General features: G+C 38.6%; 16 protein-coding genes, 1 pseudogene and 1 riboswitch. Of the genes and pseudogenes, 9 read left to right on the forward strand and 8 right to left on the reverse strand.

Features of this window, described 5'->3' with window-relative positions:
* Nucleotides 1–72 precede the first annotated feature (72 nt).
* Nucleotides 73–1650: a BCCT family transporter gene (locus BN986_RS21255; RefSeq protein ID WP_040983981.1), complete on the reverse strand. Its 1578-nt coding sequence runs from the start codon at nt 1648–1650 to the stop codon at nt 73–75.
* Between the two features lie 479 nt (nt 1651–2129).
* Between BN986_RS21255 and BN986_RS21260 the strand changes: the two genes are divergently transcribed.
* The 4 genes and pseudogenes from BN986_RS21260 to BN986_RS21275 all read left to right on the forward strand — a co-directional run.
* Nucleotides 2130–3353, forward strand: coding sequence for a M20/M25/M40 family metallo-hydrolase (locus tag BN986_RS21260; protein WP_244445063.1), 1224 nt, complete (start codon nt 2130–2132; stop codon nt 3351–3353).
* A 12-nt stretch (nt 3354–3365) separates the two neighbouring features.
* The gene (locus BN986_RS21265; protein ID WP_040983987.1) at nt 3366–4859 is read left to right on the forward strand and encodes an amidase family protein; all 1494 of its coding nucleotides are present in this window, start codon (nt 3366–3368) and stop codon (nt 4857–4859) included.
* 255 nt (nt 4860–5114) lie between these two features.
* Nucleotides 5115–6644: an AbgT family transporter gene (locus BN986_RS21270; protein ID WP_040983989.1), complete on the forward strand. Its 1530-nt coding sequence runs from the start codon at nt 5115–5117 to the stop codon at nt 6642–6644.
* 46 nt (nt 6645–6690) lie between these two features.
* Nucleotides 6691–6837: pseudogene (locus BN986_RS21275) on the forward strand (DapH/DapD/GlmU-related protein); the annotation flags it as partial.
* A gap of 108 nt (nt 6838–6945) precedes the next feature.
* Here the strand turns inward: BN986_RS21275 and BN986_RS21280 are convergent.
* Nucleotides 6946–8205: a putative sodium/potassium/calcium exchanger gene (locus tag BN986_RS21280; protein WP_040983993.1), complete on the reverse strand. Its 1260-nt coding sequence runs from the start codon at nt 8203–8205 to the stop codon at nt 6946–6948.
* A gap of 262 nt (nt 8206–8467) precedes the next feature.
* On the opposite strand from BN986_RS21280, the gene BN986_RS21285 reads away from it, so the two are divergent.
* From BN986_RS21285 to guaA, 5 genes are all read left to right on the forward strand, one after another.
* Complete coding sequence (locus BN986_RS21285; RefSeq protein WP_040983995.1) at nt 8468–9319, forward strand: aldo/keto reductase; 852 nt, start codon at nt 8468–8470, stop codon at nt 9317–9319.
* Nucleotides 9320–9841: 522 nt separating this feature from the next.
* Complete coding sequence (locus tag BN986_RS21290; RefSeq protein WP_392392316.1) at nt 9842–10807, forward strand: AAA family ATPase; 966 nt, start codon at nt 9842–9844, stop codon at nt 10805–10807.
* Nucleotides 10804–12072, forward strand: coding sequence for a DUF58 domain-containing protein (locus BN986_RS21295; RefSeq protein WP_040983999.1), 1269 nt, complete (start codon nt 10804–10806; stop codon nt 12070–12072). The genes BN986_RS21290 and BN986_RS21295 overlap by 4 nt, the downstream gene beginning before the upstream one ends.
* Nucleotides 12069–14267, forward strand: a complete 2199-nt coding sequence (locus BN986_RS21300; RefSeq protein ID WP_040984001.1) for a transglutaminaseTgpA domain-containing protein — start codon at nt 12069–12071, stop codon at nt 14265–14267. The genes BN986_RS21295 and BN986_RS21300 overlap by 4 nt, the downstream gene beginning before the upstream one ends.
* Nucleotides 14268–14445: 178 nt before the next feature.
* Nucleotides 14446–14547: riboswitch (purine riboswitch) on the forward strand.
* A 193-nt stretch (nt 14548–14740) separates the two neighbouring features.
* Nucleotides 14741–16276 (forward strand): glutamine-hydrolyzing GMP synthase, encoded by a 1536-nt coding sequence (gene guaA, locus BN986_RS21305; RefSeq protein WP_040984003.1) that lies wholly within the window; start codon nt 14741–14743, stop codon nt 16274–16276.
* Between the two features lie 66 nt (nt 16277–16342).
* Here the strand turns inward: guaA and BN986_RS21310 are convergent, their stop codons facing one another.
* The 6 genes from BN986_RS21310 to BN986_RS21335 all read right to left on the reverse strand — a co-directional run bounded on the left by BN986_RS21310 (nt 16343) and on the right by BN986_RS21335 (nt 21746).
* On the reverse strand, nt 16343–17521 hold the full coding sequence (locus BN986_RS21310; protein ID WP_040984006.1) for a site-specific integrase: 1179 nt from the start codon (nt 17519–17521) through the stop codon (nt 16343–16345).
* Nucleotides 17514–17765 (reverse strand): DUF3173 domain-containing protein, encoded by a 252-nt coding sequence (locus BN986_RS21315; protein WP_052401092.1) that lies wholly within the window; start codon nt 17763–17765, stop codon nt 17514–17516. The genes BN986_RS21310 and BN986_RS21315 overlap by 8 nt, the downstream gene beginning before the upstream one ends.
* Nucleotides 17766–18260: 495 nt before the next feature.
* Nucleotides 18261–18515 (reverse strand): helix-turn-helix domain-containing protein, encoded by a 255-nt coding sequence (locus tag BN986_RS21320; protein WP_040984008.1) that lies wholly within the window; start codon nt 18513–18515, stop codon nt 18261–18263.
* Nucleotides 18475–18933: an RNA polymerase sigma factor gene (locus tag BN986_RS21325; RefSeq protein WP_040984501.1), complete on the reverse strand. Its 459-nt coding sequence runs from the start codon at nt 18931–18933 to the stop codon at nt 18475–18477. The genes BN986_RS21320 and BN986_RS21325 overlap by 41 nt, the downstream gene beginning before the upstream one ends.
* A gap of 306 nt (nt 18934–19239) precedes the next feature.
* Entirely contained in the window at nt 19240–20841 is a 1602-nt protein-coding gene (locus tag BN986_RS21330; RefSeq protein WP_040984010.1) for an ABC transporter permease, read from the reverse strand.
* On the reverse strand, nt 20838–21746 hold the full coding sequence (locus BN986_RS21335) for an ABC transporter ATP-binding protein (RefSeq protein WP_081922295.1): 909 nt from the start codon (nt 21744–21746) through the stop codon (nt 20838–20840). Before BN986_RS21335 ends, BN986_RS21330 begins: the two co-directional genes overlap by 4 nt.
* Nucleotides 21747–21794: the final 48 nt, after the last annotated feature.

Here is a 21794-nt window from a genome sequence, read left to right on the forward strand (position 1 = left end):
CTTGTAAGAGCGGGAAGCTCTAAATCACAAGTGCGTTTTTTGGTTTTTACAATCATTCAAAGGAAAATAAATTTAATCTTTTGTGCTTATTTTTTCAATGGTAATGGACTTTGGTTTGCGTGCATCTCTCTGCAATTTTAAATCATCTGTAGAAGCCCGCATAAATGACCATGCCAGCAAGATCATAATAAAGATAACCGGGAAGCCGGCAACAATACTGGCGGTTTGTAATGTCTCCAATCCTCCGATAAACATTAACGCCATTGGCAAAATCATTAAGATAAATGCCCAGAAAATACGGTGCCAGCGCATCGGCTCTCCGCCAACCAGCTTTTTTTGGGCAACGGCTGCCAGAATATAGGAAGCCGAGTCAAAGGTGGTTGCCAAAAAGATAATAGCAAGGATCGTGAAGACAGGGATAATCAACCAGGAAATAGGCAGTTGATCCAAGATGGCAATAATGGCAGCTGGGGCACCATATTCATTCATAAATCCAATAACATTAAAAGATTCGGACAGTTGAAGATAAAGTCCGTAGTTCCCTAAAATTCCAAAGAACAGCACACAGCCGAGTGTTCCATAGATTAATGTCCCCAAGACCATTTCTTTGATAGTTCTTCCCCGGGAAATTCTCGCTACGAAGAGTCCGACAAATGGTGCATAAACGACCCACCATGCCCAGTAAAAAACGGTCCAGGTTTCTGGGAAATTCGTGGCTTCATATCCCGGGATAGAAGCAAGCGGTTCGAGCCAGGTCGCCATAGAAAAAATATTATTGATAATCCGTCCAACACTTGTGAAGGTCATTTCACTGATAAATAAGGTTGGCCCGAAAATAAAAACAAAGGCTAAGATAAATAATACCAGCCAAATATTTAAATCACTAAGCATTTTAATTCCTTTATTAATACCGGAATACGAGCTAAATGCAAAAATTGCTGTACAGATAAGCATAATAACAGCCTGCATTCCCAGAGAGACTGGAATACCAGTGACATGATTCACCCCTTCTGCAATCATTGGAGTTCCTAATGCTAAAGTCGTCCCAGCACCGCCAAGCAAACCGAAAATAAATAAGACATCAATTAAAGTTCCAAGCGGCCCATCAGCATGTTTTCCAATTACCGGCCTGGAAGCCTCACTGATTTTAAGTACGGGTTTTTTCCGGACATAATAAAAATAGGCGATGGGCAAAGCTGGTAAGGTATATAGAGCCCATGCAACAGGACCCCAGTGGAACATTCCATAGCTTGCAGCCCAATTGATGGCTTCTTCGGATTCCGGTGTAATACCAAATGGTGGACCTTCATAATAATATGCCCATTCAATCATACCCCAATATAATATACTGGAGCCAATGCCTGCAGAGAAAAGCATGGCAGCCCATGAAAATGTTCCAAATTCCTTTTTTGTACTTCTTTCACCGAGCTTTATACTACCGTTTCTACTAAAAGATACATAAAGTAAAAAGATAAGGACACCTAGTCCCAATAATAAGTATAGAATACCAAAATTTCCTGTAACGAATTCATTTGCCTGATTAATCACTGCTGCGCCAGCTTCCGGGAATAAAATTAAAGGAATCACGACGCTAAACAGAATAACTAACGCCAATATAAAAGTTGGCCAATCTATCAAACGTTTATTCATTACTCCATCTCCTCATCTGAGTTGAACATTCTTTTATATAATGTGATTAAAAGTTGTTGAAACAGAAAATGAATTTAAGTATGTTATTAAATGTTTCCCTATTAACCGAATTACAAACATTATATCCAGACGTTCCAGCTTAAATAATAAAATCTCTTCCTACAAATCGAAAACGGTATCATTATAATATTTATTATGGGTATTATCAAGGGTATAAATACTTGAGGCTTTTTATACAGTGGGAATACGTATAAGAAAAACGATTATGGAATTATATTGGAAGTAATTACTTACTTAGGACAAAAGAAGAAACAACAAATAAAGTATTATCCCTATTTTATATAGAAGCACTAACTATTTTTGACTTACCAATAGAAGATCAAAACGGTATTCTTTATATTATAAATGCGCTAAAATAAAGTAGGATACGTGATTATTAAGAAAATTGGAAATGTATGAAAGTATTGGAGGGAATTTTAATGACAATTTCAGAGCAAATGAAGAAGATTCAAGCAAATGAACATGTACAAAAAGCATTGCAGCAAATCCAGGTAGAGGAAGAATTTACGATAAAACAGCAGGTGATGCTGACAGAAATTCCAGCTCCCCCTTTTAAGGAAGAAAAAAGAGCAGAAGCTTTCAAAAAAATATTAGAAGATTATGATTTAGAAGATGTACATATGGATGAAGAAGGAAATGTCTTTGGGAAACGAAGCGGCACTGGAAATGGACCAACATTGGTTGTTTCTGCACATTTAGATACCGTGTTTCCGGAAGAGACAGATACGACAGTAAAAGAAAAGGACGGCAAACTTTATGCGCCCGGTATTGGAGATGATACGAGAGGATTAGCGGAAGTATTAGCTGTTATCCGTGCCCTTCAAGATTCTGAGCTGAAAACGATCGGTGATATCATTATTGGCGGAACAGTAGGTGAAGAAGGTGCTGGAGATTTACGTGGGGTGAAGGCCTATTTTAATGAAAATAAAGCGGATGGCTATATTTCTATTGATGGCTCCAACTTGGAAACAATGACCTATTTAGGGACGGGCAGCTTCAGGTATCGTGTTACATTTCAAGGAAAAGGTGGACACAGCTTTGGCGACTTTGGAACGCCAAGTGCAACACATGCCTTAGGAAGAGCGGTTGCTGCCATTGCAGATTTAGAAACGAAGAAGCTTCCTAAAACAACTTTTTCTGTTGGACCTGTTGAAGGGGGTTCTTCTGTCAATGCCATTTCTGAGCAGGCATCGATGGAGGTTGACTTGCGTTCCAATGCGATGGAAGAATTAGAAGCACTTGATAAAAAATTTCACCGTATTATAGAAGCTGCTTGTCACGAAGAAAATGAACGCTGGGAAAAAGATTCGATGACAGTAACGGTCGAAAAATTTGGGAACCGTCCGCCAGCAACGCAAAGTAAGGATGCACCTATTGTCCAAGCTCTTGCAGAAGCGATAAAAAGTGTAGGAAGGGAACCGATATATGGTCAAGCTAGCAGCACAGATGCGAATTATCCAATGAGTCTTGGAATTCCATCCGTTACATCTTGCTTAGGTGGAAAAGCTGGCGGAGCACATACTTTAAAAGAATGGTTTGACCCTGAAGATGCTTATCTTGGTGTCCAAAAACATTTATTACTAATTCTCAGTCTTGTCGGTATAGATGAACTGACAACACCAATACTGGATAAAAAAGTATAGAGGAGGGGTAAGATGCAGTTTAATGAATATAAAAACTATGATGCAATCGGGTTAGCAGAGCTGATTCGACAAAAAGAGGTCCATCCTTCTGAACTGATGGATATTGCTTTTAAACAGCTGCATCATGTTCATCCTGATTTAAATCTGATTACTCATCACCGGGAAGAAGCGGCAAAAAAAGAAGCACACCATTTTCCAATGCAGCACGGCGCTTTTTCAGGTGTGCCGATTTTGATGAAAAATATTTCTCAAGCGATCGAAGGAGAAAAATTAACATCGGGTTCGCAGCTTTTACAAGACCAGGTTCAGAAGCATGATAATTATTTTGTGAAAATGTTTCGGGAAGCAGGCTTTTTATTTATGGGGCATACCAATAGCCCGGAGTTTGGATTGAAAAATATTACGGAACCAAAGCTGTATGGTCCGACACGAAATCCCTGGAATCCGGCTTATTCTCCTGGAGGATCCAGCGGAGGGGCAGCAGCTGCGATTGCTTCAGGAATTATTCCCGTCGCTGGAGCAAGTGATGGTGGTGGATCAATCCGGATACCCGCCTCTTTTAGTGGACTAGTTGGACTCAAACCGACACGTGGGAGAACCTCCGTAGGCCCGGGAGTTGGGAGACAATGGCAGGGGGCATCGATTAATTTTGTATTAACCAAAACTGTTCGGGATTGTGCTGCCATGCTGGATCAATTACAGGTGGTGGAACCTCATGCTGCTTTTCAAACGCCATTATATGAAAAAGGGTATCAACATACCTTGTCAGAAAAGGTCTCCCAAAAACTGCGGTTTGCTTTTAGCACGGAATCACCTGTTGGTACACCTGTTTCTGAAAATGCAAAAAAAGCAGTACTGCAATTTGTGCGCCATTTGGAACAGCAAGGGCACGAGATCGATGAAAAGGCGCCGCCAATTGACGGTGTCCAGTTGATGCGGGATTATTATGTGATGAATAGCGGCGAAATGAATTCGGTCGTACGTGGATTGGAAAAAGCGTTTGGAAATTCTTTGTCGTCAAAAGATATGGAAATAGAGTCATGGCTGCTTCATCAAGCTGGAATGTCTGTATCAGCTGCAGATTATTCGGAAAGTCTGGCATCATGGGATCAGGCAGCTGAAGTTATGTCTATTTTTCATCAGAGCTATGATTTTTATATTTCTCCAGCAACAGCTTTTCACGCTCCAAAAGTCGGAGAATTGACGATGACAGAACAAAAGGAACAGGAATTTAAGGAAAGGGTGACAAGTGAAAAGAACAAGCAGGACATTATCTATGACATGTTTTTGCCCAGCTTAACGTACACACCATTTACTCAGCTTGCTAATTTAACCGGCCAGCCGGCAATCTCTTTGCCAATGTATGTAACGGATAATGGATTGCCGATTGGTGTTCAGGTCATGACTGGAAAAGGTGAGGAGCATCGACTCTTGCAGCTTGCCAGCGAAATGGAGCACAGTGATCTATGGAAGGGGCTCCAGGGAAATCCTTATTTTCAATTATAATTATATTTTTATCCCTCTTGAAGGTGTGGAAGAAAGCCGCACCAAGAGGGATTTTCTAACGTTATTTTTTCACGGAGAAACGGATCCATGCTTTTTAATAAATATAGTATTCCTAAAATTACTTCTAATGTAACTTTTTTTATTTTTTCGGAAAGGGTTTTCATAATTGTGTAAGCTGTGTATAATGAAAAACGATCTTATGCTGTGTTATTGTCAGAATATTATCGATTTCTCAATATAAGGAGGAGAGAAAATATGTCTAAAGGGAAGAAGAATTTTTTTCAACGGTCTTTAGATTTTGTGGAAGTAGTCGGGAATAAATTGCCCCATCCAGCTACTTTGTTTGCTATTTTAGCTTTGATTGTCTTAGTGTTATCTGCCGCCTTGCAGCCATTCAATATAAGTGTTGAAAACCCTGGAGAAGCTGGAGAAACAGTAGAGATTAAAAACCTTTTAAATGCGGAAGGTATTGAATATATTTTCGGGAGTATGACGGATAACTTTATTGGATTCGCACCACTGGGCGTTGTGCTGGTTACAATGCTCGGTATTGGTGTCGCAGAGAGGACAGGCCTGATCAGTGCGTTATTAAGAGGATTTGTGCTATCCATTCCTAACCGTTTTATTACATTAGGTATCGTTTTCGCTGGGGTTATGTCTAGTGTAGCATCCGATGCAGGATATGTTGTTTTGCCACCGTTGGGAGCGTTAATCTTTGCGGCCTTGGGGCGTCACCCGTTAGCTGGTCTTGCTGCAGCATTTGCCGGAGTTTCTGGCGGTTTTAGTGCGAACTTGTTCTTATCTGGAACAGATGTGATGCTTGGAGAATTGACGATTGCCGGCGCAGCGATTATTGATCCAGCATATGCAGAGCAGATGAACATCGCAATGAACTGGGGCTTTATCGCAGCTTCTGTACTTGTGCTTACGCTTATCGGAGCCTGGGTTACAGAAAAAATTGTTGAGCCACGCTTAGGTTCTTATAAAGGAGAAGCTAATGAGGATATAAAAGGTATCTCAGCATTGGAGAAAAAAGGCCTGATCTGGACAGCAGTTTCGTTTGTTATCTCTATTGTTTTAACAGCGTTGTTAGTTATACCTCAGAACGCCCCATTACGCGGAGAGGAATCAGGTATGGACGGTATTATCATGTCCCCGTTTATGGATTCACTGGTACCGATCATCGCCATTTTATTCTTAATACCAGGACTGGTTTATGGTTTAGTCACAAAAGAAATTAAAAGTGATAAAGATGTCGCAGCACAAATGAGTGATACGATGGCGTCGATGGGGATGTTTATCGTGCTTGCCTTTACAGCTGGACAATTTGTTGCTTACTTTAATGAAACGAATATGGGATTAGTTATTGGAGTTTACGGTGCAGAGTTTTTAGACAGTGTGAACTTTAGTGGAATCGGATTAATCCTTCTATTTATTCTGATTGCTGCATTTATCAATATCTTTATCGGCAGTGCATCCGCAAAGTGGGCAATGATGGCTCCTGTATTTGTTCCAATTATGATGCAGCTGGGCTATGCACCAGAATTTACACAGATGGCATATCGTATTGCTGACTCAGCAACAAATATCATTTCGCCATTAATGACATACTTTGCTGTTATCATTGCCTTTGCCCAAAAATATGATAAGAAAATGGGAATTGGAACGCTGGTGTCTACCATGATTCCTTACTCCATCTTCTTCTTAATTGGCTGGACTATCATGCTAGTTATCTGGATGTGGTTTGGAATTCCACTCGGACCAAATGGACCGATTCATTATTAATTCCATAAAAGCTATGAAAAGTGTTTTGCTTTTCATAGCTTTTTCTAATGCGACCATTCTTCCTGGCGTAACGGTTGGTGAGAATGCCGTGGTAGCAGCTGGATCAGTCGTTACCAAAGATGTAGCTCCCGGCACGATAGTGGGAGGAAATCCTGCAAAATTTATTGCGAATGTAGAGGATAAAATAAAGTAATTAGTGGGATACTCTTTTTTTAATACAACGAAAACACGCAGCATCTTAATTGCAGCGTGTTTTCGTTGTTGTATTAAAGCTCTTTCATCTGCTTTTTACAAGGTGAAACTAAGGGATCTGAAAGGAATCAGAAACCCGTTCGACGACTTCTTCATATTCATCTTGCAACTCTGCAGGATATTCAATATGGAGATTAGCTATATAATCATCGCCCAAAATTGATTTTTTATAGATATTATTCGTCCCGTCAAAATAAGAAATAGCATACCAATCGTCTTCCAGCCTTTCATAGCTGATAGAATCTCCCTCTTCTTCCGCCTCTAGGAGAGCTCCCTCATAAAAGGGTTCTATCGATCCAGCCTCACTAATAGTCATATAACCCTCATCTTCGCCGGTTGTACTGCCGTGGCTTCCTGATGCGATAATAGTGGCCGTATCATCATTCACTTCAATCCCATCATTATTCGCCGGCATATAGTCTGCTTCAAAGGTAGATGGATATTCCACAGAAAATCCGAACCTTCCATTTGAATAATCTTCATAAGATTCACTGCTATCTTCTTCATTTGCTTCGGCGCTCTCATCTGCTTCAGAATCTGTATCAGTTGAGCCATCAACATTTAAAGTCGTTCCAACTTCTAATTCTTCTACCGTAATGCCATACTGATAAGCAATACTTTCTAAGGTGTCGATCTCACTGACTTCCATTTCAGAATCATCACTTGCTTCCGGACGTTCTACCACACGAACCTCTTCCATGCCATCTTCCGCTTCATGAACAGGGATTTCAAATGTTTGTTCCTGAGGGTAGCCGCCAGTAATGCGGACAGTGATGGCCTCTCCAGATGAAAATGGATAGTCACTTAAATCAACACTAAAATAACCTTCTGCTGCTGTCTGAGGTTGAACGGTGGTACTGTCAGCAGGGTTATCACCATCAGGAAATTCTAATTGAACCTGCTCTTCCGGACCGACCCTTCCTTCATAGTAAACGGTATTTTCATGAATACCAGGAAGCAGCAGGTTTTCAAATACTTCATCCATCAGATGCTCTTCTTGAACAGCGAGCTCCCGGTGATGCGCTTCTTTTTCTTCTTCACTCATATCAACGATTTCACTTAGTTCATATGTTTCTTGTTGCCCTTTCTCATTTTGATCAGACTCTGTTTGATTTTCTTCGATTTCTTCATCGGAACCATTTTCTTCATCCTGTCCATTCGCCTGCCCTTCATCTACATCCTGAGATTCAGCAGTTTCTTCTGTGGAATCATTTTCTGATTGGGATGCTTCATCATTTCCACAAGCAAATAGAAGCAAAGATGATGCGGCTAACAACCATCCTATTTTTGCATGTTTATTTTGTTTCATTTTGCTTTTCCTCCCTATATTTTTGAAATGGATATGTGTTCAATGGATATTTAACATTTGCTGGATTCACATAATACTGCTTCGACTGTTTTTTATTTGATTTAATAAACTATTACCGAATACCTGGCAGCTGAAACATATAATACATAAAGGTTTTATCAAGCTGATGGAAAAAAATATGGAATCCGGTATTTTCCAAGGTTTAAGATTCTCCAATAGTGGAACAGACATAGAAAGTCCCCGCTTAGAGGAGTGAAGTACAATGAGAAAGGTGAAAATTGCCGGCAGAGAAGTATTGCCAATTGGCCTAGGGACGATGAACATGGGAGATAAGGCGGAAACGTTCGACAGGGAAGTAGAGGCGATCCGGACTGGAATTGATTACGGAGCCCAATTAATTGATACCGCAGAGATGTACGGGAATGGAAATGCTGAAACGTTAGTTGGAAGTGCCATCAAACCTTATTCTCGTGAAAATGTGTTTCTTCTTTCTAAAGTTCTTCCTGCCAATGCATCGAAAAAAGATTTACCCAATAGCTTAGATAATAGTTTAAAAAGATTAGGAACGGATTATCTCGATCTATATTTACTTCATTGGAAAGAAGATATTCCTTTGGAAGAAACCGTAGAAGCTTTGGTGAAAGCTAGAAATGAAGGGAAAATAAAAGCATGGGGAGTTTCTAATTTAGATGTGGATGACCTGGAACAGGTACTCGATTTACCGGGCGGTGAAAATTGTAAAGCCAATCAGGTGCGCTATAATATAGCGAACAGAGGAATTGAATTTGATTTAATGCCGATGATGGAAAAGCATGAAATGCCGGTTATTGCATACTCTCCCATCGACCGGGGAGACAGTTTTGGAGCAGAGTTGACAAAACAACAAGTTTTAAAGGATATTGCAGATAAACACGATGCAGATATTTTTCAAATTTTATTAGCCTGGTCGATTCGAAATGATCAAACGATAGCTATACCACAATCCAGTAATCCGGAACATGTATTAAATAATCTAAAAGCAGCAGATATTTCATTAACAGATCAGGATTTGGAACAAATAGACAGGGTGTATCCAAAGCCTGTTTCGAAACAACCCCTTACTTTATGGGGATGATCATCATTAACAATTTTGGAACAGGGATAAAAAACAGCTAGGGAGAAAAAACCTTGGCTGTTTTTGGCTTGCATTGATAGTTTTTAATAGAAGTAAAGGAACACTTTTAAATAGCAGATATTTTAAAATGCAAAATAAACGAGTTATCCGTTGACATAAAGTTTACTTTATCAGGTGAAGTGTGATTAGAAAAAGGAGAAGGAATGAGATGGTTATCCATGACCTGGAAAGGGTTAAGCGCTCTTTAAAAGAAAAACAGTGGATTCAGTAAATGATTTTTATCACGGAGAACCGCCCGTAAAACTCCCACTGAATGAAGTTTCGCTTTATAAAACTGGCATGGTTTGACTCAACCATTTATAAAAAAACAGTTTCCAATTTAAATAGAGTGACTGAATATCTAGTCACTTATTTGTTAATAATAGTAGATAACTAAAACTTTGGAACGCATTTCGTTTAAATATTGTTTCTAATATAGTAACATAAGAGGCAGAAAGGTTCTGGCAGACAAGGAGGGCGATGATGGAGCAGGAGCAGATTGCAGAAAATACACAAATTCAAGATGTTTTAAATAATATCAATAATGTTATTTTTGGTAAAGAAGAGATTGTAAAGCTTAGTTTAGTAGCATTATTAACAGAAGGCCATGTCTTATTAGAAGATGTTCCTGGTGTAGGAAAAACGATGCTGGTCCGTACATTAGCAAAATCGGTAAACTGTGATTTTAGCCGAATTCAATTTACACCAGACTTACTTCCTTCTGATGTGACAGGTGTATCTATTTTTAATCCCAAAGAACTAGAATTTGAGTTTCGCGAAGGCCCCGTCTTTGGAAATATTCTTTTAGCAGATGAAATTAACCGTACGTCACCAAAGACCCAATCAGCATTACTAGAGGCGATGGAAGAAAAAAGCGTTACAGTGGATGGAAAGACAAGGCGATTGAAGAGTCCTTTCTTTGTAATGGCAACACAAAATCCAATTGAATATGAAGGAACTTATCCATTACCAGAAGCGCAGCTGGATCGTTTTCTATTAAAACTGCGTATGGGCTATCCAACCTATGAAGATGAATTGGAGATGCTTTCAAGAAATAGAAATCATCATCCAATCGAAGAAATTCAAGCAGTTATGTCGCAAGAGGAGCTGCTTCTGGAACAAGAAGAAGTAAAAAATGTATACATGGATGAAACAATTCAACAATATATTTTGAATATTGTTACCCGTACAAGATCACACAGTTCGATTTATTTAGGCGTAAGTCCACGAGGGACACTGGCTTTAATGGAAGCTTCAAAAGCTTATGCATATATTGAGGAAAGAGATTATGTTATCCCGGATGATGTGAAATATCTGGCACCATTCGTTTTAGCTCATCGAGTCATATTAAAAGCAGAAGCACGTTATCAAGGCAGGTCAAGTGAAGAAGTCATTGATTCTATTATTCAGTCTGCTCATATTCCGATTAAGAAAGGTTTCGCAGAATGAAGGAGAATCTCCGTATTATCTTTCGCAGCGCAGGTGTTTTGGCACTAATCATCATTCTTTTCTGCTATGCTATGTTTCAGGGAGGATTTGTAAGCTGGTTTTTATTTTATGGTTACCTGCCAATTGGAATATACCAGCTTCTCTTTGCTAGTTATCCGCTGCGTACATGGCAGGTTTACCGGGAAATTGAGAACCCGGTCCGTCAAGCTGGTGATGAGATATTAGTGAAAGTGCATATTAAACGGAATCTTCCATTTCCTTTATTATATTGTACGTTTGAAGAGAAATTTCCCCCGTCCCTCATGAAGGAAGATACGAAGAAAACAAAATACCTTTCTTCACAAACTTCAGAAAAAATGACGGTTTCCCGCAAGCTGATACGCATGTTATTTCCTTTATTCCGCAGACATCTCACATTTAGTTATTCTGTGCAATCCCTGCCGCGTGGAGAGCATGCACTGGAAAAAGTAACGATTCAAACAGGAGAAATATTTGGCTTTATAAAAAAAAGCCGTGATTTTCAAGTGGCAAATAAGTTTGTTGTCTATCCATATGAGCACGAGGTTCGTTTAGCAAGTGATATGGCAAGTTATGAGCAGGGCGGCGTTGTATCTAATCAATTCCAGCAAATGAATACAACGATTGCTTCAGGAGTCAGAGAGTATGCTCCGGGGGACCGTTTCACTTGGATTGACTGGAAACAGACAGCACGAAAACAAACGATAATGACAAAGGAATTTGATCGGGAAAAAAGCATGGATATTTTGCTGGTTCATGATAATTTTATACAGAATAAAGAAAATCAGCTCCTCTATGAAGCTTCGATCGAAATGAGTTTGTCTCTTATGCAGAAGCTAGCAAGGAAAGACTATCAGACCAGCTTTCTTTCTATTGATGAACAGGCACATTTCTTTGAATTAGGACATAGTGAACACCAAATGGAGCAAATGAAGAATTATCTTTTAACAGCAAGTCCAGAAAAAAAGGGTTCTTTTTCGATACGATTCCGAGAAGAAATGGCTCATTTAAATAAAGCGGATATTATTTTTCTTATGGTAACATCCATAGATTCCCACTTAATCCAAGCTATTCAAGAAGCAAAGCAGCGTATGAAGCATTTTTCGATTATTTATATCCATCCCGAAAAAGTTCTCTCTAAAGAGGAAACAGAAATACTTGAACCATTACGATTTTCAGGTATAGCTGTACAGGAATTGAGTTTAGAGCAGCTTGCAATGGACCCTGTTGAGGTGATTTTTAAATGATAAAGAGCCAAAAACAAGTGAAAACGCTGCATACGCTTCTACTGTACATTGCGGGATTTTGTCTTTTCTTGGAATGGCTCTATCCGCTCGGCGATATTTCGGAAACAAGCATCGGTATTTTTGTTTTATTTGCGTTGTATTGCTTTTTTATTTCCTATTTTCAGTTACATTGGCTGATCAGCTTCCCTTTAAAAGGCTTCGGCTTATTGGTTATCATTCACATGCTTTACTCGGAGACAAGCTTTTTAGACCTTAATTGGATAGGTGAAGTACTCCAGGAAGTAGCGTATAATATTGGGCTGATGTTTTCTGGCGAGTGGTATATGCTCACCACCACTTTCAGAAGTCTATTATTTCTCTTTCTCATTTGGCTGATGAGCTATCTGCTTTATTATTGGTTTGTCAGAATGAAAAATATTATTTTATTTATTCTTTTGACCTTTGTATATATTGGAATTTTAGATACGTTTACGGTGTATGAGGGTTCAACAGCAATTGTACGTATTTTTGTTATTTCGTTTATTGCTCTTGGGATGTCGAGTTTGAGTAAGGAAACAGAGGCAAAACGTATTCCTATTTCCGTTAAGGAACGATTAAAATATTGGCTGCTGCCGCTTGTTTTATTAGTAGCAGTTGTTACTTTTATTGGCTATCAAGCTCCAAAAGCTGATCCGCAATGGCCAGATCCTTTACCTTTTTTAGAAGGAGCTACAAGTAATTTAGGCGGTGATGGCAGTGGCACTGGTCGAGTAGGGTATGGGGAAGACGATTCTCAACTCGGAGGTTCTTTTGTGCAAGATAATACGGTCCTTTTCGAAGCTACCGTAGAAGAAGACCATTATTGGCGGATAGAAACAAAGGATGTCTATACAGGAAAAGGATGGGAGACATCCCGGGAGCGGAATCTTCTTGACCAATCTGATGGGCAAATTACATTATCAACCTTTGAGAATAGTGTCGAGACAGATCTATTAGATGCACAGATTACCTTTACAGAAAGTAATCAGCTGCCCAAATTAGTCTATCCTTATGGCGTTTCATCTATTACGACGGAAGAAGATGCTAATTATTACCTTGATGAAAGTCTTGAGGGGATTGAAATAACATTTATGGAAGAAGATAGTTCCCTCGATGCTTATGAAATAACTTATGATAATCCATCCTTTGATATTGATACGCTGCGGGATAGTTCTGAACAGGATTCGGAAGAAATTCAAGCACGTTACACACAGCTTCCTGAAAACCTTCCGGAAAGAGTAGAAGACCTGGCAGCGGAGGTTACAGAAGGATATGAGAGCAGATATGATAAAGCGAGAGCGGTAGAGCGTTATTTTAGTGCGAATGGTTTTGAATATCAGACAACAGATATTCCGGTACCGGAAGAAGAAGAGGACTATGTTGATCAATTTTTATTTGAGACACAGATTGGTTATTGTGACAACTTCTCTACAGCAATGGTTGTCATGCTCCGCTCAGAGGGAATACCGGCAAGATGGGCGAAAGGATTCACAAGCGGAGAGCGCATTGATTCGAATGCGGAAGAAGAAACGCATGTGAATCAGGTTGCTAACAGCAATGCCCATTCATGGGTAGAAGTATATTTTCCCGATGTAGGCTGGGTACCATTTGAGCCGACACAAGGGTTTTCGAATATGGCTGATTTCCATACGGATGTGGATGAAAACGATTCTCCTATGGAAGAAGAAGAACCTCTGGAAGCTCCAGAATTAGATCAAGATGAAGAGACGGAAGAGGAAGAAGGAACTGAGGAAGCGGACGACCAAGAGGAGGAGACAGCATCATCTGATGAACAGACAGGGATGTCTTCACAAGCAGGCTATATTCTTGTTGGAATAGCAATTGTTCTCGTACTGATCCTGTTTGTACTATATAAAAAGAGAAGAGAAATACGTATTTATTTCTTACAAAGGAAGCTGGAACGCCAATTTGACGATACGGTATTCCAGGAAGCTTATCTTTACCTGTTAAAGCTGGCAAAGAAAAAGGGTTTCAGGAGAGGCAGTGACGAAACACTAAGAGAATTTGCACGCAGGATAGACAAGGATCTCTATACGGTAGAAATGAGCAAGTTAACAAGAATTTACGAGCGAATGATCTACAGCAAACGGTTAACAGGTGAGAAAGAGGAAATAATTCAATTATGGAAAAATTTAATCAATCAAATAATGGCTTGACCCGGGGTCCATCAATTAGTAGAATGAAAAAGGAAATACTACGGAGGGAACGATGTAAGAATATTCCTTGAAGAGGATGTTCCAAAATTCCCCAAATGATAAGCAGTATGAGAAGAAGCTTCTACTAAAACCGCCTACGTCGGGTAGGCAAAGCAGAAGTCACCACCATACGCGATAAATCCGTTTGAAATATGCCTTTCGTATATCCTCGAAAATATGGTTCGAAAGTTTCTACCGAGTCACCGTAAATGATTCGACTATGAAGGCAGAAGAAGGTTCGTTTATGCTACCCGGATTCTGCCTTTCTATGATCTTTTGTGCATCAGCTGCAGGAAGTAGAAAGGGAAGGTCCGGGATTTTTAATAATGAAAAGGGCAGGATAATACTGCCTCATCAAAGGATTTCGGATAGAGGTTAATAGAACGTATCGTTTACAAGCTATTTTTATAAAAGATACAGATTGGAGTCTAGTTATGGAGAATAATGAATTAGTACTGGTTTTAGATTTTGGCAGTCAATATAATCAATTGATCACACGCCGTATCCGTGAATTTGGCGTGTATAGTGAGCTTCATTCACATAAACTGACCGCTACAGAAATTAAAGAAATGAATCCAAAAGGAATTATTCTTTCCGGCGGACCACACAGCGTTTATGGCGAGGATAGCTTCCGTTGTGATGAGGAAATCTTTGAATTAGGAATTCCTGTCCTTGGTATTTGCTATGGCATGCAATTGATGTCTCTGCATTTTGGTGGAAAAGTAGAAGCATCCAAAAACCGCGAATATGGAAAAGCATTAATTGAATTAAATGAAAGCCCCGCTCTATTTAAAGATACACCGACAAAACAGACGGTGTGGATGAGCCATGGTGATAAAGTTACAGCTGCACCGCCTTCTTTCATCGTTGATGCAACAAGTCCATCTACACCGGTTGCTGCTATCAGCGATATTGATAAGCAAATGTATGGGGTGCAATTCCATCCAGAAGTACGTCATTCCGAGTACGGAAATGATTTATTAAACAGCTTCGTATTTGATGTATGTAAATGTACTGGTGACTGGACCATTGCCAACTTTATCGAAATGGAAACAGAAAAAATTAAAGAAACTGTCGGCGACCGCAAAGTACTTTGTGCATTAAGTGGTGGGGTAGACTCTTCTGTTGTGGCAGCTTTAATTCATAAAGCTATCGGCGACCAACTAACTTGTATCTTTGTTGATCACGGTCTCCTTCGTAAAAATGAAGCAGACGACGTGATGGAAGTATTTGCAGAAGACTTCCAAATGAACATCATCAAAGTCGATGCAAAAGACCGTTTCCTATCCAAATTAGCAGGTGTTTCCGATCCAGAACAAAAACGTAAAATCATCGGAAATGAATTCATATATGTATTTGACGATGAAGCAGCAAAATTAAAGGATATTGATTTCTTAGCGCAAGGAACGCTTTACACTGATGTGATTGAAAGTGGTACAGACACAGCTCAAACCATTAAATCACACCATAATGTAGGCGGCCTGCCGGAAGATATGCAATTTGAATTAATCGAGCCATTAAATACGTTATTCAAAGATGAGGTACGTGAATTAGGTTCTCAGCTTGGAATACCTGATCGTATCGTTTGGCGCCAGCCATTCCCGGGACCGGGACTTGCGATCCGTATCTTAGGAGAAGTAACCGAAGAGCATTTAGAAATCGTTCGTGAATCGGATGCAATTCTGCGTGAAGAAATTGCTAAAGCAGGTCTTGACCGCGATATCTGGCAATACTTCACTGTCCTTCCAAACATCAAGAGTGTTGGAGTAATGGGAGATGCTCGTACGTATGCACATACAATTGGTATCCGTGCGGTAACTTCGATTGATGGAATGACTTCGGATTGGGCGCGGATTCCTTGGGATGTGCTTGAGAAGATTTCTACTCGTTTGGTGAATGATGTGGATAATATTAATAGAGTAGTGTATGATGTTACTTCTAAGCCGCCGGCTACCATAGAGTGGGAATAGTAACAGGTGCCCTAAAAGCCTTGGTAAAACAGGGTTTTTAGGGCTTTTATATTTTTCATGGCACAGTTATGGCACACTTTGATAAGTGGTGTTCATATATTGGTTGCTGCTGTAGTGTTCAATTTGTGTATCATCGCTTGTTTTAAGCTGAATAAAACTGCTTAATCTATCGGCAACTTGAAAATTACTGTTTGGATAGAGGTGCCCATAAGTGCCTAAAGTCGTTTGTACATCTTCATGTCCAAGTCTATCTTTAATCACTAAAGGATTTTCCCCCATACTAATTAACAAAGAAGCATGAGAATGCCTAAGTCCATGAATTTTAATCCGATGGATATTTGCAGCTTTGGCAAAGCGTGTAATTGCATAGGAAACAGTGTATTTTTGAGTTGGAATGCCATTATACGATAAAATAAAATTGGTCTTACATTGTTTCTGCTGAATTTCTTTCCAATTCTGTAATAGTTGCAGTGTATCAGAGTCTAAAGCAATAAGACGAATGCTTGCTTTGGTTTTAGGTTCTGTAAAACGGTAATTGGAAGCATTCTTATAATATAGTGTTTTAGAAATGTTTAGTGTTCCTTCCTCAAAATCTACATCATCCCATTGTAAAGCAGAAGCCTCACCAATACGCATACCTGTCATGAATAAAAGCCAGATAATAATAAATTGAAAATGTTGAAAGTAATCACCAAGATATATTTTGGATATAACAGCTTCAAATTCTTCTTTTGTCCAAAAATCAATTTTAGTTTTAACCTTTTTGACATTTCCAATTATTTTTGATGGATTTTCTTTCATCAAGCCTAAAATAATCGCTCTATCAAAAGCTAAGGATAATAAACCTTGTATGCCTCGAACGTATTGACTAGAATATTTTTCAGTAGCCTTTAATTGCCATTGTTGAAGTAATAATGGTGTGATGTCCGAAAGACTAACTTTGTAAAAATAGGCGAAGTGTTTATCGATTGTATGCTGCCTATTTTCAAAAGTGCTTTCTTTCACTTGATTCTTATACCAAGGTACAAAAAATTCCTCGGTAAACTTTTCAAAGGTCATGCTACTGTTCGGGTTATAAGCACCTTCACTATTGTCTAAAATAAGTTTAGCATAAGCAGATTCCGCTTCAGCTTTGGTTTTAAACCCGCTCATTCTTTTTTGAATTCTTTTTCCTGTAACTGGATCTGTTCCTAAACTTACCCTAAATTCATACGTTCCATTAGCTTTTTTCTTTACTTTAATCATTTGAATTCCTTTCCTTGATTAAAGCAGCCTCACTGGAACCACATGATTTTAATAAACCTTCTTGATTAAGTGTTATTCCCAATATTTCCTCTACAGCTTCCACAGGTACTCGACCCAGTTTTTTCGTGTTATAAAAGCTGTATCCCTTCTGCACCATTAGACATTTAGCCTGACGGATAATGTCACGAGAGAAGGAAGGACCATAACCTAAAGCTATTAAGTTTTTGCGGGTTATAGTAATTATCATATTACTCCTTTCCCGGTCGAGCCAATACAATATATATTTATTATATCATCCTTTTTAATATTTTTTGATAGAGAGAACTTGAAAATCAGATGGCTGCTGGTTACAGCTCCACGAGAATTTTACTCCTGCAAGTATTTCTTCCAGCCCTATTCATTGCTTGCGACGCTTTAAACGCTCGAACTATGACGATAGGGGAGTATCATTATCCAAACTGATGGGTCATCGCCAGTAATCCACCACGATTACCTAAGATTGCTTAGTTATCGCTCGTTTCCATGATCCCATAGAAAGTCATGGCGTAAGAATCAGTTGGCTCATCATCAGCAGAAAGTATCTGATTTTTTCAATTATAAGACATGGTGTTTTATTCCATGCTTGTTTGTCAAAGAACGTTTTAGATCATGCGAAAATCAAAACTTATGAGATATCCTTATGAACCTTAAAATCTATAATAGTAAGAAGAAAGAGGGTAAATGCTTAATAACAAAACTTTTAAGTCAGTTTGAATCCTAATATGGCTGTAATGAGTTTTGTTTCTAAGCGTCGACGAGTATAATCATCTACAACCATGTGAGAAGTGCCAAATTCGTTATACACTAGACGTAACGACAATTTATTCATATAGGGTTCATAATGTTTAAGCACCACGTTAATAGCTTCCACATTGCCCTTTGAAGCAGAGACAATCACAGAGAAAGGTAACAATTCATTTATTAAATGAGGAAATGTCGATTGATATTGATTCATAATTATTCCCCTCCAATCTCTCTTTTAATTCCTCCAAAGCAGAAGTTCTTCGATATTGAACAGTGCTACGGGCAAGGCTTAATGCTATTCCTATTTCCTTATCGGTCATGCTCATGAAATAGGACAATAAAATAATTTCTCGTTTTTCATTAGACAAGCGATAAAGAGCACTAATTAATGCTTCGTTTTTTAAGGTGATGTCATATCCCAAAACTTGAAAGTGATGATCATCCAATAAATAATCATCCCTAACGAGAAATTTTTTTAATTCGTATTCTGATAAACTTGAAAAAGATATTTCTACTTCACGTTGACGTTTTAATTGTCTTTGAATGTTAATAGTTTCATTTTTTAACGTTTTCTTACAATAACTATCAAATGCATGCTTTTTATGTTCCTCGTAGGAAGTTAACTTCATATTTATTAGCCCCTTCCGTTTGTATAAAAGCAGTGATAGCATTGTTTCCTCTTCCTCCTTCGCTATTACTACAAATAGGAGTGAACATTTTGCCAAAAATGATTGAAAGTTCTTAAATAAACAGGAAAAAACCCGAATAACAATTAGGTTATCGGGCTGAGATAAATCTATTATTTTTAATATAGCTTATTTAATTGGTATTGAGTTTTAGTCTTCCATGCTCCTTTCCAAAATCTGATAATTTTTTAATTAAGATGAATGAAACAACTCATATTAATACAAATTTCTCTCTTTTTGATAATCGAATTATGCTTTTGACAGTATATCTCTTCTTCTAAATCCAGTAATTCCAATAATGGTGAGTAAAATAGTAATAATCATTAACCCCACTAATTGAACCCATGATAGTTCAAAAACTGGAATAATATAATGAGCATAAGAGAAAGGTGAGAATCGCATAACTTTCCAGTTTATTACTCCGCCTTCCCATAACAGTTCAAGTGCTGCAAATAGAGCCCAAGCTGCCCAACTCAATGCAGTGCTAACCTTCGGCATGAAACCGTAAATGAATACTGTAATTCCAGCCATAAACCATACAGCAGGAATTTTAGATACACTCATACTAAAAACTTTTATAAAAGTATTTCCGAAATCTCCTACACTTAGACCATAAATCAGACCACTTCCCAACCCCATAGCAATCATTAATAAACCAGATGTAAAAAAAGTAATAATAAGATGACTATTTAGCCATTTTAGTTTGCTGATTGGTTTAGACAAAATAAGTTCTCCACGATTTTCAATTTCTTCTTTGTAAGCTTTTAATAAAGAAGTTATGGCATATAGACCAACGACCAAAGCAATAATATAGATAACAATCGCTAAGAAAGCATCTCTATTTCCTATCTGTTCTGTCCAATTCATTCCTCCGAGATTATTTAGTAGATTACCGAATTCTTCATTTTCTCCAATGTTCAAAGCGATAGCTCCGATTCCTGAACCAAATATCGTAATTCCAATAAGCCATGTTAGAAAAGAACCTTTGTGTAATCGCCATGCAAGTGCCAACGGGCTTTTGAATTTCGGATCAGCCTCCGCCAACCCTAATTTTGGTGGTATTAAACCAGCTCCTAGATCTCTTTTTTTCGATAAAATAAAAGCTGCTATCATTGGTATCAATGTGAAAATAATAAACAATAGGATAAACCAACCGTAATCATCATCTAAAGGGCGAGTTAAACGGTGCCAAGCCATAGGAGTTATCCATTTCAAAAAGGTATCTCCGCCATTTCCATTATTTATAATCATTAACATGAATCCTAAACCTACGGCAATTAGTGAAATACCTATAGCCCCTCCTGTGTTCTCCCTTAACTGTGCCCCTAAGGAGCCTATCGCTGCAAAAAAGAATCCACCAGCAGATACAGTCAAACAAAACAATACTGCCCCGCCAACCCCAGCACCTATTCCAATAAGCAGGAGGGTTTGCATAAATCCAGCTATAATATTAATAACTAAAGCTACTAAGAGAGCAGCGGTAAGAGTAGCATAACGACCAGTAACATAAGCTCGAATCAATTCACTTCTGCCAGCTTCTTCATCGTTACGAGTATGTCGAACAACAGTAAATATACTTGCAATCCCCAGTATAAGGACATTAAGCCCCATCATACGCCAAATGACGACACCTGCAAGATCATGTGACATTAAAGGTCCTTGCATAGCAGAAATGACAGGATCAGTAACCAAATCTGCTATGGCTGAATCTAAATCCATAGATCCAAATGTCCCTGCAGTAGCTACAGCTAATAAAAAAGTTGCAAGAATCCAAATACAAAATAAAAACCGATCTCGTTTTAAGAACAAGCGGAATAATGTTCCTGTACCTGCAAAGTCATCTCGTCTCACTTTTTAACACCTCCATTTTCACTGATATCATCACCGTAATGACGCATGAATAATTCTTCTAAACTTGGCGGTTCGGCAGTCAAAAATTTGATTCCAAGTGGTGAAAGCTCCTGTATAACACTATCCATAGCGTCTGAATCTACAGAAAAACGCCATTTACCATCCTCTTGTGAAATATCATGAATACCTGATAAATGATGGATATTTTGTGAAGGGGTTGCCGTTTCTACAGTAACTGTAGTTCGAGTAAGGTGACGCAAATCCTCAAGTGTTCCTGATTCTACAATTTCTCCTTTTCTAATGATACTTACCTTGTCGCAAAGTGCTTCAACTTCAGCAAGAATATGACTTGACAGTAAAACTGTTTTACCTTGCTTCTTTACTTCTTTTACACACTCTTGGAATACAGATTCCATTAACGGGTCGAGTCCTGATGTAGGTTCATCCAAAAGTAATAAATCTGCATTCGTAGAAAATGCTGCAACTAAAGCTACCTTTTGGCGATTCCCTTTGGAATATGTTCGGCTTTTCTTTGTTGGATCGAGTTGAAATCGTTCTAAAAGGGCATGTTTACGCTCCGAATTAATTCCACCATGTAATCGTCCTAGTAAATCAATCACTTCTCCACCTGACAGATTTGGCCATAGATTAACATCACCAGGAACATAAGCCATGCGTCTATGCAATGCTACCGCGTCTTTCCATGGATCTCCACCAAGTAACGTTATTTTTCCAGTTGTCTTACGGATAATTCCGAGTAAAATTCGGATTGTAGTTGATTTCCCAGCACCATTAGGTCCAATAAATCCATGTACTTCTCCTTTTTTTACTGTTAAATTGACATTTCGTAATGCCTGAGTTTCACCAAAAGATTTTTTTAATTGATTAATGTAAATCGCAGTCATCATTCGCACCTCTTTTTTTATATGTTTTAAATAAAATAACAATATATT

This window comes from Oceanobacillus jeddahensis (assembly GCF_000750635.1).
GTDB lineage: Bacteria > Bacillota > Bacilli > Bacillales > Amphibacillaceae > Oceanobacillus > Oceanobacillus jeddahense.